The organism is Cutibacterium sp. LaCa_89 (assembly GCF_058177555.1).
The window spans coordinates 1,012,833-1,030,184 of the sequence record NZ_CP190889.1; the positions used below are offsets into that span (position 1 = coordinate 1,012,833).

General features: G+C 62.3%; 10 protein-coding genes. 6 read left to right on the plus strand and 4 right to left on the minus strand.

Annotated features, from left to right (window positions below; genetic code table 11):
- The first annotated feature begins 80 nt into the window (after window positions 1–80).
- The 4 genes from ACP8LP_RS04665 to ACP8LP_RS04680 all read left to right on the plus strand — a co-directional run bounded on the left by ACP8LP_RS04665 (window position 81) and on the right by ACP8LP_RS04680 (window position 8,827).
- On the plus strand, window positions 81–4,955 hold the full coding sequence (locus ACP8LP_RS04665) for a DEAD/DEAH box helicase (protein WP_484483302.1): 4,875 nt from the start codon (window positions 81–83) through the stop codon (window positions 4,953–4,955).
- Between the two features lie 207 nt (window positions 4,956–5,162).
- Window positions 5,163–6,080, plus strand: a complete 918-nt coding sequence (locus ACP8LP_RS04670; RefSeq protein WP_334353343.1) for an Abi family protein — start codon at window positions 5,163–5,165, stop codon at window positions 6,078–6,080.
- 250 nt (window positions 6,081–6,330) lie between these two features.
- Complete coding sequence (gene rpmB, locus ACP8LP_RS04675; protein ID WP_016665706.1) at window positions 6,331–6,516, plus strand: 50S ribosomal protein L28; 186 nt, start codon at window positions 6,331–6,333, stop codon at window positions 6,514–6,516.
- 91 nt (window positions 6,517–6,607) lie between these two features.
- Window positions 6,608–8,827 carry an ATP-dependent DNA helicase RecG gene (locus ACP8LP_RS04680; RefSeq protein ID WP_484483357.1) on the plus strand — a complete coding sequence of 740 codons (2,220 nt, stop codon included), beginning with the start codon at window positions 6,608–6,610 and terminating at the stop codon, window positions 8,825–8,827.
- 63 nt (window positions 8,828–8,890) lie between these two features.
- Here ACP8LP_RS04680 and ACP8LP_RS04685 read toward each other — a convergent pair whose 3' ends face one another.
- Window positions 8,891–9,313 (minus strand): pyridoxamine 5'-phosphate oxidase family protein, encoded by a 423-nt coding sequence (locus ACP8LP_RS04685; protein ID WP_004808626.1) that lies wholly within the window; start codon window positions 9,311–9,313, stop codon window positions 8,891–8,893.
- A 167-nt stretch (window positions 9,314–9,480) separates the two neighbouring features.
- Here ACP8LP_RS04685 and rsmD point away from each other — a divergent pair, with 167 nt between their 5' ends.
- A complete protein-coding gene (gene rsmD, locus ACP8LP_RS04690) occupies window positions 9,481–10,074 on the plus strand; it encodes a 16S rRNA (guanine(966)-N(2))-methyltransferase RsmD (RefSeq protein ID WP_081302736.1) in 594 nt (197 codons plus the stop codon).
- Complete coding sequence (gene coaD / locus ACP8LP_RS04695; protein ID WP_016665703.1) at window positions 10,071–10,547, plus strand: pantetheine-phosphate adenylyltransferase; 477 nt, start codon at window positions 10,071–10,073, stop codon at window positions 10,545–10,547. Before rsmD ends, coaD begins: the two co-directional genes overlap by 4 nt.
- A gap of 67 nt (window positions 10,548–10,614) precedes the next feature.
- Here the strand turns inward: coaD and ACP8LP_RS04700 are convergent, their stop codons facing one another.
- The 3 genes from ACP8LP_RS04700 to ACP8LP_RS04710 form a co-directional block, all read right to left on the minus strand.
- Window positions 10,615–11,841, minus strand: a complete 1,227-nt coding sequence (locus tag ACP8LP_RS04700) for a glycoside hydrolase 5 family protein (protein ID WP_016665702.1) — start codon at window positions 11,839–11,841, stop codon at window positions 10,615–10,617.
- A complete protein-coding gene (locus tag ACP8LP_RS04705) occupies window positions 11,838–14,921 on the minus strand; it encodes an alpha-mannosidase (protein WP_016665701.1) in 3,084 nt (1,027 codons plus the stop codon). The genes ACP8LP_RS04700 and ACP8LP_RS04705 overlap by 4 nt, the downstream gene beginning before the upstream one ends.
- 70 nt (window positions 14,922–14,991) lie before the next feature.
- A complete protein-coding gene (locus ACP8LP_RS04710) occupies window positions 14,992–17,328 on the minus strand; it encodes a TIM-barrel domain-containing protein (protein ID WP_063279609.1) in 2,337 nt (778 codons plus the stop codon).
- Between the last annotated feature and the right edge of the window lie 24 nt (window positions 17,329–17,352).

Below are 17,352 nucleotides of genomic sequence, written 5' to 3' on the forward strand. Positions count from 1 at the left end.
ACCGAACGATGGTCCCGGACAGTGGTGCACTAGGCTGACAACGCCTCACCCAGGTGAGGCGTCCCACTCCAAGGAGAATCGTGGCCAAGCGCACCAGCATCCATGACGTCATCGAACGATTCCGCGCGGAACCATCCTCGACCGAGCGCGGAACGCAGTTCGAGGAACTCATGGTGTCGTACTTCGAGACCGACCCCACGCTGGCCTCCGAGTACGACGAGGTGACGACCTGGCCTCGGTGGGAGCACAACGAGCACACCCACGACTCGGGCATCGACTTGGTGGCCCACAACCGACACACCGGACGCTGGACCGCGATCCAGTGCAAGTTCTACGATCGCGGGCACTACCTGCAGAAACAGGACATCGACTCGTTCTTCACGGCGTCGGGCAAGGCCTGGGACCAGATCTGGTTCGACAATCGCATCATCATCTCGACCACCGATCACTGGTCGAGGAATGCCGAGAAGGCGCTGGAGCATCAGTCCGTGCCCGTGCAGCGCATTGGCCTGGCCGAGATCGCCGAGTCGCCGATCGACTGGATGTTCACGCCGGAGTCGCTCTCCTACGAGCCCCGCAAGGCCGTCCGCTATGGGCTGCGTCCGCACCAGAAGGAGGCACTGGAGAAGATCCAGGAGGGGTTCCAGAACCATGACCGGGGCAAGTGGATCTCGGCGTGCGGGACGGGCAAGACGTTCACCTCGCTCAAGCTTGCCGAGCGGCGGTGTGCCGACAACGACGGCCACCTCAAGGTGCTCTTCCTGGCTCCCAGCATCGCATTGGTGAGTCAGACTCTGCGGGAGTGGATGGCGCAGTCCCAGACGAGGATCCGCCCGATGGTCGTGTGCTCCGACACCAAGGCGTCCCGCAAGACCGAGGACATCACGACCTACGACATCCCGCTGCCGACGACCGATGCCGCCCGGCTTGCCGAGCAGATGAAGGCGTCGGGTCGGCGCGGCAAGCAGATGACCGTCGTCTTCTCCACCTACCAGTCCATTGACGTCGTCGCTCGGGCTCAGCGGGAGTCCAGGGAGCAGTTCGACCTCATCCTGTGTGACGAGGCGCATCGCACTACCGGCGTCACACTTCCCGGCGGTGCCGACGAGTCGGCCTTCGTCAAGGTGCACGACAACGACTACCTGCCTGCCACCAAACGGTTGTACATGACGGCGACACCGCGCATCTACGGCGAGGAGTCCAAGCGCAAGGCAGCCGACCACTCGGCAGTCGTCGCGTCGATGGACGACGAGACGGTGTACGGCCCGCAGTTTCACCGGCTGGGGTTCGGTGAGGCCGTCGAGCGCAACCTGCTCACCGACTACAAGGTCATGATCCTGTGCGTCGACAACGAGTCGGTCTCCGGTGGGTTGCAGTCGGCGCTGGCCGACGAGGACCATGAGCTCTCCCTCGATGACGCTGCCAAGATCGTGGGCTGCTGGAATGGTCTGGCCAAACGCACCGCAGACATGGATTTCGGCCCGGACCCGGTGCCAATGAGACGGGCGGTGGCCTTCGCGCAGAACATCAAGGCGTCCAAGGCCTTCGCCCAGACCTTTCCGGCGGTCGTCGAAGATCTTCACACCGATCCGGACATGCCCGATCTCGAGGTCGCGGTGCATCACGTCGACGGCACGATGAATGCGCTCACCCGTGAGGACGAACTGTCCTGGCTCAAGTCACCGGGTGTCGAGGAGAGCGAGTGCCGCATCCTGTCCAACGCGCGCTGCCTGTCGGAGGGTGTGGACGTGCCGGCCCTCGATGCAGTGCTCTTCCTGTCGCCGCGCAACTCGCTGGTCGACGTCGTGCAGTCGGTGGGCCGGGTGATGCGCAAGGCTCCGGGCAAGGAGTTCGGCTACATCATCCTGCCGGTGGCGATCGATGCGAGCGAGTCACCCGATGAGGCCATGCGCAACAACAAGCGCTTCAAGGTGGTCTGGGACGTGCTCAATGCCTTGCGCTCCCACGACGACCGGTTCAAGGCGATGGTCAACTCGATCGATCTGGACAAGTCGACCAAGGGTCGGATCGGGATCGAGGTCTTCGGTAGCGACGGTGCCTCCGAGGAGCGCTCCGAGAAGGCGCAGCAGGCCCTGGGACAGCAGTTCCCGTTGTTCAGCACGCAGCTCAAGGACGCGATCCTGGCGCGCATCGTCAAGAAGGTGGGCGAGCGTGAGTACTGGGAGAACTGGGCCGATGACGTCGTGCACATCCACACCAATCAGGTGACCCGCATCACGAGTCTGTTGACGCGTGCTCGAGCCGAGGACGACGAACTTGCCGACGCCTTCCGCGCCTTTCACGAGGGATTGCGCGCCAACATCAATGAGTCGATCAGCGAGGCCGACGCGATTGACATGCTGAGTCAACACCTCATCACCCAACCAGTGTTCGAGGCGTTGTTCCCCACCGGTTCGTTCGCCCGGAACAATCCGGTCTCGGCCACCATGCAGACCATGATTGGCCTGCTGGAGGATGCCGGCTTGCAGGCGGAGACCGCCGCCCTGGAATCCTTCTATGCCTCGGTACGCCGCAGCGCCCAGGGTGTGACGACCACAGCCGGTCGACAGACCGTCATCCACCGGCTCTACGAGCAGTTCTTCCGGAAGGCCTTCCCCAAGCAGTCCAGTTCCCTGGGGGTGGTCTACACGCCGGTGGAGATCGTCGACTTCATCCTGCGCAGCGCCGACGACGTGTGCCGTGCGCAGTTCGGCTACGGTCTCACCGACACCGACGTGCACGTGCAGGATCCGTTCACCGGCACCGGGACGTTCATCGTGCGGCTGCTCGAATCGGGGATCATCCGGCCCGAGGACCTGGCGCGCAAGTATGACCGGGAGCTGTGGGCCAACGAGATCATGCTGCTGGCCTACTACATTGCGTGCGTCAACATCGAGACGACGTACCAGGCCCTCACCCAGGCCCGGGTGGACGAGATCGCGGACCAGCAGTTCGCCTCGCGCCCAGCGGCTGAAACCGGGCCGGGAGGTGAGATCCCCAGCACCGAGGGCGAGCAGTCCGAGGGGCGGGCTTCGCAGGAGGCTCCGAGCGCCCGGTACACGCCCTTCCCGGGTGCCACGCTCACCGACACCTTCCAGATCACCGAGAAGGGGGATCGGGCCGACACCTCGTTGATTCCGGCGAACAATGAGCGCATCGAGCGGCAGTTGGCGGCCCCGATCCAGGTGATCGTCGGCAACCCGCCGTACTCGGCCGGCCAGTCCAGTGCCAATGACGACAACGCGAACCTGCACTATCCGACCCTGGACGCCCGGATCGGGCAGACCTACGCCGCTCGTTCCACGGCCACGAACAAGAACAGCCTCTACGACTCCTACATTCGCGCCTTCCGGTGGGCGAGCGATCGAGTCGGTGAGCAGGGAGTGGTGGCCTTCGTCTCCAACAATGGTTGGGTGGACGGCAACACCGCCGACGGCATCCGCAAGACCTTGGTGGACGAGTTCACCCAGATCTGGGTGTACAACCTGCGCGGCAATCAGCGTACGGCAGGGGAGACGTCTCGTCGGGAGGGCGGCAAGGTCTTCGGATCTGGTGCCCGGACCGGGGTGGCGGTCCTCATCGCCGCCAAACAGCCCGGTGTCGCGGGATGCCAGCTGCACTACCACGGTGTGCCCGACTACCAGTCGCGTGAGGAGAAGCTCGCCGACATTGACGAGGCCACCTTGGCGTCGGTGCCGTGGCGCTCGATCACCCCGAACGAGGCCGGTGACTGGATCAACCAGCGCAATGCCATCTTCGACACGTTCCCTGCACTGTCCGATGACCCGGTTGCTCACTTCGCCAGCCACAGCCGCGGTGTGGAAACCACCCGAGATGCATGGTGCTACAACTTCAGCCGGAGCAAGGTCGAGTCGAACATGCGTCGCATGATCGACTTCTACAATGAGCAAGCCTTGTCGAATGATGGTAACGATGCATCACTCAGCAGTGATCCATCCAAGATCAGTTGGAGTCGGAACATTCGCCGCCGAGCAGTAGCCGGGCATACCGAGCGATTTGTTCCCGAGCATGTGCAGGATGAAGCGGTCTATCGGCCATTTTGCAAGAACGCCCTTTACTTTGATCCTGTTTTTAACTCTGTCCCAGGAAAAAATTCCAGTTATTTCCCGACGTCGCAGCATGAGAATGTGGGGTTTGGGGCTATCGAATCTGGTGCTCGATCGCCATTCAGCGTCTTGATGCAAAATGCGTTGCCCGACAGCAAAACCTATGTAGACGCTGCCCAGTTCTTCCCTCGCTGGACCTACGAGAAGGTCTCTGCAGACGATGGGCTCTTTGCGGCCTCGCCCGGGGAGGTCGACGAGTACGGCTACCGTCGCGTCGACAACATCACCGATGAGATCCTCGCCGTCTACCGGGAGAAGTTCGGGCCGCAGGTGAGCAAGGACGACATCTTCCACTACGTCTACGGGGTGCTGCACTCCCAGCAGTACCGGGAGGTGTTCGCCGCCGATCTCAAGCGGATGCTGCCGCGCATCCCGCTGGCTGCCTCATCGGCTGACTTCCAGGCGTTCGTCGATGCCGGCCGCGCACTTGCCGATCTGCACGTCAACTACGAGACGGTCGATCCCTACCCGCTCCACGAGTCCACGCATCCGCTCGATGTCGACGAGTGGGAGCTGTATCGCGTCACCAAGATGCGGTGGGAGGACAAGACCACTCGGAAGGCCATCATCTACAACGGCTACCTCACGCTGAGTGACATTCCCGCTGCCGTGCACGAGTATCGGCTCGGCTCCCGCTCCGGTCTCGAATGGCTCATCGATCGCTACCAGGTGAAAACCGACAAGGCCTCCGGCATCGTCAACGACCCCAACGACTGGTGCCGCGAGCACGACGACCCCCGATACATCGTCGACCTCGTCAAGCGGATCACCCGGGTGTCGGTTGAGACGATGGACATCGTCCGATCGCTGCCGGAGCTGCCCATCTAATCGGATCGTGGTACCTCATTGCCGGGTCCCCAGATACCGGTAGGCCTATGCTTACACCGTCGGCCGGGGGACGTGGGCGATGTCGTCGGCCTTGTTGCTCAGCTTGTCCTGGATGTTGTACAGTTGGCACCAACATGACCGGTTCCGCTGCCCGCTTCGGTGGGAGTCCAGGGCCGGTCCTCGTTTTTCGGAAAGGCAATCCCGCGGGTGGCTCAGGCCAAGCAGTTCAAAACCTACACAGAGCAGGTCGAGCTGTTGCGTGGGCGCGGGATGCGCATCGATGATCAGGATCGAGCCGAGCACCTCTTGGCACGGCTCAACTACTACCGATTGTCGGGGTATTGGTATCCGATGCGCCGCTTCACCGATGACAAGGGTGCAGTCGGTGATGAATTCGTAGCTGGTGCATCGTTGGACTTGGTGGTTGATCTCTACAAGTTTGATGAACGATTACGTCACAGCGTGTTCATTGAGCTGGACCGGGTGGAGACGGCTGTTCGCGCCATGCTTGGCTACGAGCTGGGACGTATCGACCCATTGATCTACTTGGATCCGAAACGCCTGGGTGTGCAGGCTAAGTCTCGTGGAAGAGATGGTTGCGGCGTACACGAAGCTTGGTTGAGGAAGTACTGGGCTACCTTCCGAGCCTCCAAGGAGGACTTTGTCGCTCATCACAAGAAGAAGTACGGCAAGGCAATGCCTGTTTGGGCCGCAGTTGAGATCATGGATTGGGGTATGCTTTCCCACCTGTACAGAATGTCGCCCAACATCGTTCGTAACCGCATTGCTCGCCAGTGTGCACTGAGTGCCCCGCAGCTGGAATCATGGTTGAAATCGTTGAACATCGTGCGTAACTATGCAGCTCATCATGCTCGAATGTTCAACCGTGTCTATGACATCAAACCCAAATTGAATGATGATCAGCGGTTGGCTCCAGTTGCTGGGAAAATGAATCGTGCTTTCGGCCAACTCACGCTGATCCAATATCTGCATCGTCAACTCGATCTTTCCCGAGGGGAGCGTTTGCCGACTCTTTTTGAGAGCTATCCAGACAACGATATCGTTCCATTGTTTCGGACGGGTGCACCCGAGGATTGGGCGGGTCTCGATCTGTGGACATGCTAGCCCCGGCCGTGCATGGCAGGCGTACCTGTGGTCATCAGTACCCAGCGTTGCTCCAAGTGTCAATCATGCATGATGGACATCGTCCGGTCGCTGCCAGAGTTGCCCATCACATCGGATTTGGGTTCTGGCCGCTCGACCATGTAGGCTTGTCCAGTTCCCAAGGGAACCCCTTGAGCTCCCCAGGAACCCTCGAACCCATCGATTGTGTGGGCGTCCGCGTGACGCCGACCCCGAACAAGGAGATCTCCCAGTGGCTGCTGTCTGTGACGTCTGCGCCAAGCGCCCCGGTTTCGGACACAACGTCCCCTGGTCGAAGAAGAAGACCAATCGCCGGTGGAGCCCGAACATCCAGCGCGTCCGTGTCGTCGAGAACGGCACGCACAAGCGCATGAACGTGTGCACGTCGTGCCTCAAGGCTGGCCGAGTCAGCCGCTGAGCACTGCGTTCGACGTTGGAACCCGCCGTAAGGCGGGTTCTTTGTCGTTGTGGGTGTCATTGCCTGTCGGTACGGTGACACTGTGAATGCAGTGACCAGGTGGCACACCCGCACCCAGCAGGAACTTCACCGCCCTCTGGCAGAGGCGGTGGGGGCCAAGACGGCCAAAGCATTCGCCGCGATGCACGTCGAGACCGTCGGCGAGGCACTCGGCCACCTTCCACGTCGCTACCTCACCGGTACCGAAACCACGGATGTGTCCCACCTCGTCGCTGACACTGAAGTCGCCTTGGTGGCCGACGTCGTCGGAGTCGAGGTCCACACCAACAAGACCGTGACAGGTCGAGAGAGGCGACCGCGTCAACGTCTGGAAGTCATGCTGTCCGACGGCAACGCACGCCTGCCGGTGACCTTCTTCGGCAAACCCCACATCGTGTCCTACTGGCAGCGCATTTTTTCTGCCCACACTCACGGCATCTTCGTCGGCAAGGTGGGGGAGTTCCGCGGGAACCCGCAGCTCGTCCACCCCGACTTCGTCATGATCGACCGCAACGGCAAGGTCGTGGCAGGCCGTGAGGAGGGCAAGGTGATGGCTGCCCAGGTGCAACGCCACGGCTTGCTTGGCCTCTACCCGCAGACCTCGAAGTTGCGCACCTGGGAGATCGCCTCGGTGGAGTCGATGCTGCTCGAGTCCACCCCCGAACTTGAGGACACCCTGCCCGAATGGCTGCGTCAGGAGGCTGATCTGCCGAGCCTGTGGCAGGCCTACCACGCTATTCACCACCCGCATTCGGTGGAGGAAGCCAATCGCGGTGCCGAACGACTGGTGTGGGAGGAGGCCATCGCCACCCAGGTGACGATGGCGGTGCGTCGACGTAATGCCGACAGTCACGACGCGCCGGTGTGTCGACGTCGTGATGACGGCCTGCTGGCGGCCTTCGAATCGAGGCTTCCGTTCGCCCCGACGGCAGGCCAGGACGAGATCAGCCAGGCCATCGACGCTGACCTGTCTTCCGATCACCCCATGCACCGACTGCTGCAGGGGGAGGTGGGTTCCGGCAAGACCTTCGTGGCCTTGAGAGCGATGCTCCAAGTCGTCGACGCCGGGTACCAGGCCGTTCTGCTGGCACCCACCGAGGTTCTCGCCCAGCAACATTACGCCACGATCACCGGGATGATGGGCGAGTTGGCCGCGGGCGGTGGCCTCGACGCTCCAGAGAACTCCACCGGAGTTGCCCTGCTCACGGGTTCGATGAGGACGGCTGGAACTCGAACCGCCTTGGCCGACATCGCCTCGGGAGCGGCCGGAATTGTCATCGGAACCCATGCCCTGTTGTCGGGCAAGGTCATCTACAACAACATCGGTCTGGTCGTCGTTGACGAGCAGCACCGCTTCGGCGTCGAGCAGCGCAGTGTCTTGACGACTGGTGATGGTGCTCGACCTCACGAGCTCGTTCTCACGGCAACGCCGATTCCTCGCACGGTTGCCATGACGGTCTTCGGTGATCTCGAGGTGTCGACCTTGCGAGAACTGCCGTCAGGACGTGCCGACATCCAAACCACTGTGGTTGATCTGCCAGCCCACCGCTCGTGGCTCACCCGCGCCTGGGAGCGCATCCGAGAGGAGTGCGAGGCCGGGCATCAGGTCTTCGTGGTGTGTCCTCGTATCAGCAGCGATGACATTGACGACGTCGAGGGCGGCCGTCCGCCGACGGCTGCGGTCGAGGAGCTTGCTCCTCAGCTGGCCTCCGGTCCGCTCGCAGGACTGCGCATCGACTCCCTCCATTCTCGGCTGGACGCCGATGAGAAGAAGGCCGTCATGGATCGCTTCGCTGACGGCGAGTCCCAGGTCCTCATCTCCACCACGGTCATCGAGGTCGGCGTCGACGTCCCCAACGCCACCATGATGGTCATCATGGATGCCGATCACTTCGGCGTCTCCCAGTTGCACCAGTTGCGCGGACGTATCGGGCGAGGAAAGCTGCCGGGCCTGTGCCTTCTGGTGACGACGGCCCTGCCCGGAACGATGGCCCGTGAGCGGCTTGCCGCAGTGGCATCATCCCGTGACGGCTTTGAGCTGGCCGAATTGGACCTGGCTCAGCGTCACGAGGGCAATGTGCTCGGATCCTCCCAGTCGGGGTATTCCTCGCCGCTGCGGTTGTTGCGGGTGCTCGACCACGCCGAGATCGTCACTGCGTCCAAGGATCTCGCCGAACGGTGGGTGCGAGAGGAGCCCGAGGATCCCCGGCTGCTCGACGTTGTCACCGCGACGGAGATGCTGGCTGAGGGCGATCTCATGGAACAGGGATGAGCTGCCCAGGCGTGACGAAGGTCCGGAACGTTGACGACGATCCGGACCTTCATGAGTGGTCTGTCAGTTGTCCTTGGGCTCCGGACCGAAGGCGAAGGTACGGCCGGTGATCTGATCGGCCTGGACACGCACGTAATTGCGCTTCACGGTCGGCACCCACGGCAGCAGGGGCATCTTGTCGCACAGCGCGAGCTCGGCCTCGTCGGTGATGACCTCGGCGCTGCCGCGCACGACGACCGACCAGCCGGTCTCCTCGGTCCAACCGTCGGCCTCGAAGGCCACACGGTTGTTGGTGACGATGTCCTCAAGCTTGCTTCCAGCGGCGGTGCGGAAGACGATGCTCTGCCCGTCGACGACATAGTTGACGGGGAATACCTCGGGCTGGTCATTGACGCTGGTGGCCAGGCGGCCGACCTCAGCCGTGTCAAGGTAGCCCCAGCAGCTGTCCTCCGGGACCTCGGTGATCGGGTTCTCCTCATTGATCATGGGGCCATTCTTCCTGAACACGGCCCACTTCGGGAGCCGACCGGCACAAAGTTGCCGATGGTGGTGAGGATGGCTCGCCACATGACCATGTCGAGGGGTTTAGGAGTGGATGCAATGGGTACGGCGACGATGCGGGCGTGATCGGGCGAAACCGCTAGCCTGGAGGGGTGAGCAGGATTATCTCGGGTCGTGCTGGCGGACAGCGTCTGACCACTCCGTCAGGGCGGCTCACACGTCCTACGACCGATCGGGTGCGCGAGGCTGTCTTCTCTGCGTTGGCAGCCTGGAACGGAACGTCTGATGAGGCTCCCGAGGACCAGCTGGCCGGGCAAGCCTTCTGCGACCTGTTCGCTGGGTCCGGAGCAGTTGCCCTCGAGGCTGCCAGTCGCGGTGCATCGACGGTCGTTGCCGTCGACCGGGACCGCTCGGCGTGTCATGTCATGAAGGAGAACGCCCGGACCACGCGCTTGCGGATTCAGGTGGTCGCCCAGACGGTATCGACATTTCTCTCCGACAACCGGCAGACCTTTGACGTCGTCTGGTTCGACCCGCCCTACGACTTGGCCGACGACGTCATGGATGGCCTCATCGACGCTACCATTCAGAACGCCCTGGCCCATGACGGACTGATCGTGGTGGAGAGGTCGCGCCGCAGCCGACCGCCTCACGTCCCGGAAGGGTTTGAGTCGTGGAACTCTCGTTACGGTGAAACCGTCGTCTACTATGCCCAGCGCAACCACGAGCCCATGGAGCAGCAGTGAAAGCAGTTTTTTCAGGATCCTTTGACCCCATCACCCTCGGCCACATCGACATCGTGACGCGAGCCGCCGAGCTTGTTGACGAGGTCGTCGTCGGGGTGGCGGTCAACTCGGCCAAGAATGGCATTTTCTCCATGGAGGAGCGGGTGGCCTTCGTCAGGGATGCCGTCGCTGACATCCCGGGTGTCGAGGTCGCCCTCGTCGACGGGTTGCTCGTCGACTTCTGCACCGAGCAAGGGGCTGACGCGATCATTCGTGGCCTGCGCTTTGGTGGGGATTTTGACTACGAGCTCCAGATGGCCCACCTCAACAAGGCCATGAGCGGGATCGAGACAATCCTGCTGCCGGCTGGGCGCGAATTCGGGACGATCAGCTCCTCCATGATTCGTTCGGCGGCATGCAATGGGGGCAATGTCTCAGAGTTCGTGCCAGCTATCGTCGATGCCGCGCTGCGAGAGAGGTTCCCGCGCTCCTGACGACCGGGGATTCTTGGGCCATGGTCCAGGCCTCCGAGTGTCGAGCATGAGGTCGCAGTCACACAGGTCAGCGGGCTAGAGCACCGGCGAGGGCCTCTCGGCCTGTGAGCCCATGGGTGGGATGAAAGACGAGCCTGGGTGCTCGTCCGGTCTGTATGGCTTCATCAACCCATCGGGCGAAGAGATCGCCCATGGGGAAAGACACCGACCGTCCCGCCCCGGTGGCCCAGTCCGCGCTGAATTCCAGCGGCTCATCGGCCTGTTCCTGGGGCTGAGCGTTATGCAAATCGGGCAGCACGTCCGACATGGCCAGGGCTTCCGGCTTTGGCTTGCCGTCGTTGGTGAACAGGCCGAGCGAATACTCCAGCTTCGGGAAATCCAACAGCTGGTCTGACACGTCGTGGGAGCACCACCATGTCACCGCCTCCAGACTCGGGGTGGTGGCCACCGAGGCCAGGGACGACGTGACGAAGTCCGCTGCCCGGTCGTCGGGAACATGGCTGCGAGGCGCACCAATTTCCTGCAGCCAGAGTGGACGGTGGGGATCGGGACTCCAGGCCCGGGCCAGTTCGAGCAGATAGCGCGGGAACCATGTGAGGGCGGGATGTCCCTCCCCGAAGTGCGGTCCGACCTGCGCGAACACCCAGGAATGGATGGTCGTCGATGAGCCCAGGGTGACGGCGTGACGCGGGGTGAAGGGATGATCGTCAACGAACCAGAGGTCGTCGTCGAACCCGAACCAGAACCGTCCGTCCGGCCACTGGTCCCGCATGGTCCCGAGCATCGTCTCCAACCACGTCTGGGCCTCATCTACGGTGCACCCGCTGCGCGTCGGATGATGGTGCCCCGGGGCCAGAGCAGCGTACTGCGGGAACTCGTTGCCCACCGTCATACCGGTGACGTTCGGCTCTTCCCGCAGGCGTGTTGCCAGTTGGCTGATGAGTTCGGTCTGGCCAGCCTTGACGAGCGGATCGGTGAAGAGATTTGACTCGTGCCATGTGACCACCCAGGAGGGCAGGAAATCATAACTCGACAGATGGCCGTTGAGGGCGTCGACGGTGACCTCAAGGTCGAATTCGCCAGCTGCGCGCACGACGGAGACGACGTCATCGAGGGCGCGGGGACGCACCAGACCGCGATTGGGCTGCAACAACGGCCACAGTGGGAAGATTCGTACGTGATCGAGGCCCAGTCGTGCAATTGCTTCGAAATCGCGTCGTGCCGCATCGATATCGAGGTCAAGCCAGCTGTGGAACCATCCCTGTGACGGTGTGTGATTGACGCCAATCCTCATCGGTTGCGTCCCAACCTCAAGGTCGCAACCTGGAAGGGGCGCATGGACAGACCGATGGTGTCGTCAGCAAGGCCAGCGGTGATGACTGACGGACCGACCTGGGCGTGCGGGTTGCCCTCAAGGGGGTCCTCGAGCAGGTCGGACTCAACGGCGGACGTGGCATCAAAGCCCACCGTCATCGTGGTGTGAACATGACGCCCGTAGGGCTCGTATAGCCGGACGATGACGTCACCAGAGCCATCCTCAGCCAATTTGACGGCCTCTACCGCAATGCCTTCGACGCTGACCAGCGGATCGACCGGCGATCCCTGACGACGACGCACGCACAGGTTGGCGGCATACCCGTCACGCACGGCGTCGGTGAGATCGGCTCCGACGTGCAAAGTGTGGAAGAAGTCATGCTCTCCCTCGTCGGCGCGCGGGTCGGGGTATCGGGCTCCCTTAAGAAGGGAGGCGCGGGCCACCGACCATGTGCCGCCGTTGTCCTTGGGATGGCGGGACACATTCCACCCATAGGTGCCGGAATTGGCGATGGCGACGCCGAATCCGGGCTCGGAGATGTACACCCAGCGATGGGCATGAACCTCGAAGCGGAAGGCATCCCACGAGGTGTTGGTGTGGGTGGGACGGGTGATGTGACCCATCTCGATCTCGTAGTCGGCGTGATCGGTGTGGACGTCCACCGGCCAGGACAGTTTGAGCAGACTGTCTCGTTCGTGCCAGTCGACATGGGTGCGCACCTTGACGCGCGGATCTCCCGGATTCACGGTCAGCGACTGGGTAGCGCGGGAATCCCCGAACGTCCTTGTGACGCTGATGGTCACGGAATCACCGTTGCGAGACATGGTGGCCCTGCCATCATCCAGGTCGGTGACGTTGTTGGCGTAGAAGGGATCGATGTCCCACGCGTCCCACATGTTCGGGAAGTCAGGGTGAATCTGAAGAAGATTGCCACGCTGACCAGCCGGGATGGCATCGCGACCGGAAGCAGGGTCGACGAGGTGGGTGATGAGGCCGTGCTCGTCAACGGTAAGACGCAGCAGGCCATTGTCGACGACGAATCCGTCAGCCGCATCCTCAGCCTGAACCCCGTGGGCAATTGTCGGAGCAACTCCGGCCCCCATGGCCACGGTGGAAGCCCACGGACGAGTCATCGGAGAAGAATCGAAGACGACCTGCTCGTCACCCTCTCCGGCTAGCAGCTCCTGGGCATGGTGAATGAGCTCGGTGAGTTCGTCAGAGATGCGCCGGTGATCGGCGACGACCTCGCGATACACCCACGCGATCGCCGATCCAGGCAGGATGTCGTGGAACTGGTAGAGACAGATGGTCCGCCAGATCTCGGCCAACCGCTCACCGGGGTAGTCCATCAGGCCGCGTACGGCTGCGGTGGCGCACCACAGCTCGGCGTCGCGCAGCAGGTGCTCATTGCGACGGTTGCCCTTCTTGACCTCGTACTGGCTGGTGAATGTGCCGCGGTGCAGCTCGAGATAGAGCTCCCCAACCCAGGCGCCCGGATCCTCGTGCTCGGCCTCGGCGCGGCTGAAGAACGTGGCCGGAGGCTCGATGGCCAGCTTGGGGGATCCGTCAAGATCGGCGACACGACGGGCCTGGGCGAGCATCTCGCGAGTGGGACCACCGCCGCCATCTCCATAGCCGAAGGGCACCAAGGAGGAATTGGCGCGGCCCTTGTCCTGGAAGTTGGACCGGGCGTGTTCGAGGTCACGAGCCGAGAGGTCAGAACCGTAGGTGTCAGCCGGCGGGAAATGGGTGAAGATGCGGGTGCCGTCGATTCCCTCCCACCAGAAGGAGTGGTGGGGAAACTTGTCGACCTGGTTCCACGAGATCTTCTGGGTCAGGAACCACTGGGCGCCAGCCAGTTTGGCCAGCTGCGGTAGGGCTCCCGAGTAACCGAAGGAATCAGGCAGCCACACCTCGGGGCAGTGGTGGCCGAACTTCTCCATGAAGTACCGCTGCCCGTACAGCAGCTGACGGCACATCGCCTCACCACCAGGCAGGTTGGCGTCAGACTCCACCCACATGCCTCCAACCGGGATGATCCGGCCGTCGGCGACTGCCTTCTGCAATCTGGCGAAGAGGTCAGGATGGTCCTCCTCCAGCCAGGCCGAGTGCTGAGCAGCAGGGAAGGCGAAGAGATGGGTGGGGTCGTTCTCGATGAGATTGAGCTGGTTGGAGATGGTTCGAGCGACCTTGCGTCGGGTCTCGCGCAGCGGCCACAACCAGGCGGAGTCAATGTGGGCATGGCCGATGGCCGTCATCGTCTGGGCAGAGTCGTGGGCAGGACGAGCGAGGACTGGGGCTAACTCGGCGCGAGCAGCTGATGCTGTGGAGGCAACGTCGAAGAGATCGATTCTGTCCATGGAACGATCCAGAGCACGACGGATCTCCCACCGGCGCTCAGAATCCTCCGGTAGCTGGGCAGCCAAACCGGACAAGGTCATGATGTCAGCGATGAGTTCGCGGATCTCGTCGTGGACGACGACGAGATCAGCTCGCTTGAGGGTGTAGTAGGCGTCAGTCGAGGCAGTGAGTTTGTCCCCATCCTCGGTTGGCTGGAAGGGAGGCTGGGCCAACAGGATCGGGTTGGAGGCAGCCTCGACGTAGATGTCGATGTGACCTTCCGTGTCGATCTCGACGGGAATCCACGTGTTTCGCGGATTGAGAGCCTTGATGACCGACCCGTCCGGACGCACCACGAGGCCCTCGGACTGGAACCCGGGGGAGTCCCAGACGCCCCCGAGGTCGACGATCATCTCGAGATGATCGTCGCGATGTTCCGGCGGAACGGTGGCCATGAGATGGAGCCAGGTCGTTCCCCATGGCGGGCCCCACTTGTCTCCCACCCGGAACGGCTCATAGCTCAGCGACAGCCCCTCGCTGATCGAGATGGGCTCTCCCTGGCCGCGGACTCCGGGGCGACTGTTCGGTCCCTCGGTGGTGTCAGTGACGGGAGCCCACTCGACGTCGAGTGGGCACACCGTGGTGGTCTCGGCGGGGCGAATCTTCTCAGCGAGATGACGGCGCACCCGACCGTCAAGAATGGGGGCGTGATCATGCATGGGGAGTCCCTGGCGGTTGCGACATTGACAACGGATAATTTCAGAATTGAAGTGTAGTGACTAATACGGTTTAGTCAACTCGCTCGGAAGGAAGTGCCCAGACGATCTCCAACAGGGCGTTGCGAAGAGGTTCGGACGCATCCTCGTCCAGCAGCATTGCGGTGAGGTCGAGGGGAGGACGGCCGCTTCGCAACAGGTCTGCCAAGCGAGTTTTTGTGGTGAATTCGATCTGAGCATCATCGATGAGCGTGATGGCTCTCGTCATGAGGTCATCGGCGCAGTCTGACGAGACCGAGATGGTGGTTTCGACGACCTCGTCCAGACGATGCTGCCCGAGATCAATCGTGACGGGACGCCCTCCTGTGTGGACGCTCACGCGCCATCGCCGCATCACAGCTGTGTGTGGACCTTCGCATGGACCGATTCGCAGCCGTCCATCGGAGTCGAGGTCGAGAGGGGTCGTCCGCAGGCTGTCGTCGTCCTCAAGCAAGTCAAAGTGGCCGGCAGCGCCCGGGACGACGACCAAGGTGAGATCGGTCGTCACATCCTCCCTGGCCAGCGGGTCGGTGGCAGTCGGAATGATGGTTCCAGGCTTGGCAAGGACAGGAACCTCGTCGATAGTGCGAGACATGGTGACGAAACGCTGTGGCGAGTAGGTGAGCCCAGTGAGGAGGTCGACCCACCGAAGACCATCACTGAGAGGGGGTAACCAAGTACGCGTGGTCGCGAGTCCCGTGACGGGGTCGCGTTTGCTGGTGACCGGCCGCACCAAGAGCTGGCTGCCGAACCAGTACTCATTGCGATCGACATAGGACTCCTCCCACTCCGGGTGAGTCCAGTAGGTAGGTCGGATGAGAGGGCACAGGTCGCGATGGCCCGACAAATTCTCGCTGTGCAGATACGGGATGAGACGGTGACGCATTCGTAGGCACTGCGTCATGACCATCTCGGTTTCTGCGCAGTAGTGCCACGGCTCCTTGGACCCGAACTCGTTCTTGGTCGAGTGCAGTCGATTGATGGGGGAGAGCACCCCGAATTGCGCCCATCGAGCCATGAGCTCGTCATCGCGGGCCCCGAAGATGTGCCCACCGATGTCATGGCTCCACCAGCCGTAACCGATATTGGAGGCGGTGGCCGTGAACTCGGGCTGGAAGTCCAGAGTCTCCCAGGAGATGACGGAATCGCCCGAGAAACCAATGGGGTAACGGTGAGACCCAGGTCCCGCGTAACGCGAGAAGGTCAGCGGGCTGCGACGGCCATCCGGGCGGGGGCGTCCCGAGTCGATGTGGTGAACGTGGTTGAGCATCCACAGTGGGTCCAGTCCGGGTACCGAGCAGGTCTGTCCTTGCTGCCAGTCCACCCACCACAGATCGACTCCCTCGTCCTCCATGGGATGAAGGACGTCATCGACGTACACCGTGGCAAAGTGTGGATCGGCAATGTCAAAGGGGATGGGATCGCCCGAGTCCGGATCGACTCCCATGTCAGTGGCGACCTGTCGGTAACACTCTTCATGACGACGGATGCCATCGGCCGGGTGCAGATTGAGGCAGGTCCGTAATCCCCGCTGGTGAAGACCGGCAAGGAAGGCACGAGGGTCGGGGAAGAGTTCTCGATTCCATGTGTATCCAGTCCAGCCATGTCCCAGAACTGGGTCGATGTCGGTGAGGTGCCAGTCCATGTCAATGACGGCCACCGACAGCGGGATTCCGTCCGCCTCGAATCGATCCATGAGGGCCTCGTACTCGTCGGCGCTGTAGGCGTGGTAGCGAGACCACCAGTTGCCCAGGGCCCATCGCGGAATAACCGGTTGCGGTCCGGTGATGCGGTAGAAATCGGCGGCTGCAGCAGCGTAGTCATGGCCGTGGAGGAAGAGATAGACATCCTTGCCACCGGAATCAGCTGGGTTGTATCGACGTACCGGTTGAGGCCATCGGGTGGATCCATCATCTTCCAGTGCGAGTGAATGAGAATCATCGAGGACGGCCCATCCCTGCGCACTCGCCACACCTGCGCCCATGTCACAACGGCCGTCGACGTAGTCGAGAGTGCGAGCGGTCCCGCCCAAATTGGTGGGGATTCCGAATGGGGTTTGCGAGAGTGGGTCATCGCCCCAGTGCCACACGGCGTGGTAATTGCCGACGCTCGTTATCGATGCGTGCAGCCCTTCCGGGGAAAACTCCATGCCGTTGTAGCGAAGCTCGTAATACCGGTTTCGAATGACGATATGGCCATTCTCCTCATCAATGGTGTTGGTGACCTCGTGGGGCGTGCGGTCCGCGACCACCTGTGTCGGTCGGTCCTCGAAGGGCTCCGTAGGGTCGTCGCGCCACTCACAGCGAATGAGTCGATCGGTGATGAGGGTTATGCGGTAGTGATCTGTGGCAAGACAGGTTGTCTGAGGCATGGCGTCTCCCAGCGTTGGGGACTC

Coding starts and splice junctions, on each gene's coding strand:
- ACP8LP_RS04700 (WP_016665702.1), bottom strand. CDS start 11,841: ATGAGGATTGGCGTCAATCACACACCGTCACAGGGATGGTTCCACAGC.
- ACP8LP_RS04710 (WP_063279609.1), bottom strand. CDS start 17,328: ATGCCTCAGACAACCTGTCTTGCCACAGATCACTACCGCATAACCCTC.
- ACP8LP_RS04705 (WP_016665701.1), bottom strand. CDS start 14,921: ATGCATGATCACGCCCCCATTCTTGACGGTCGGGTGCGCCGTCATCTC.
- ACP8LP_RS04685 (WP_004808626.1), bottom strand. CDS start 9,313: ATGATCAATGAGGAGAACCCGATCACCGAGGTCCCGGAGGACAGCTGC.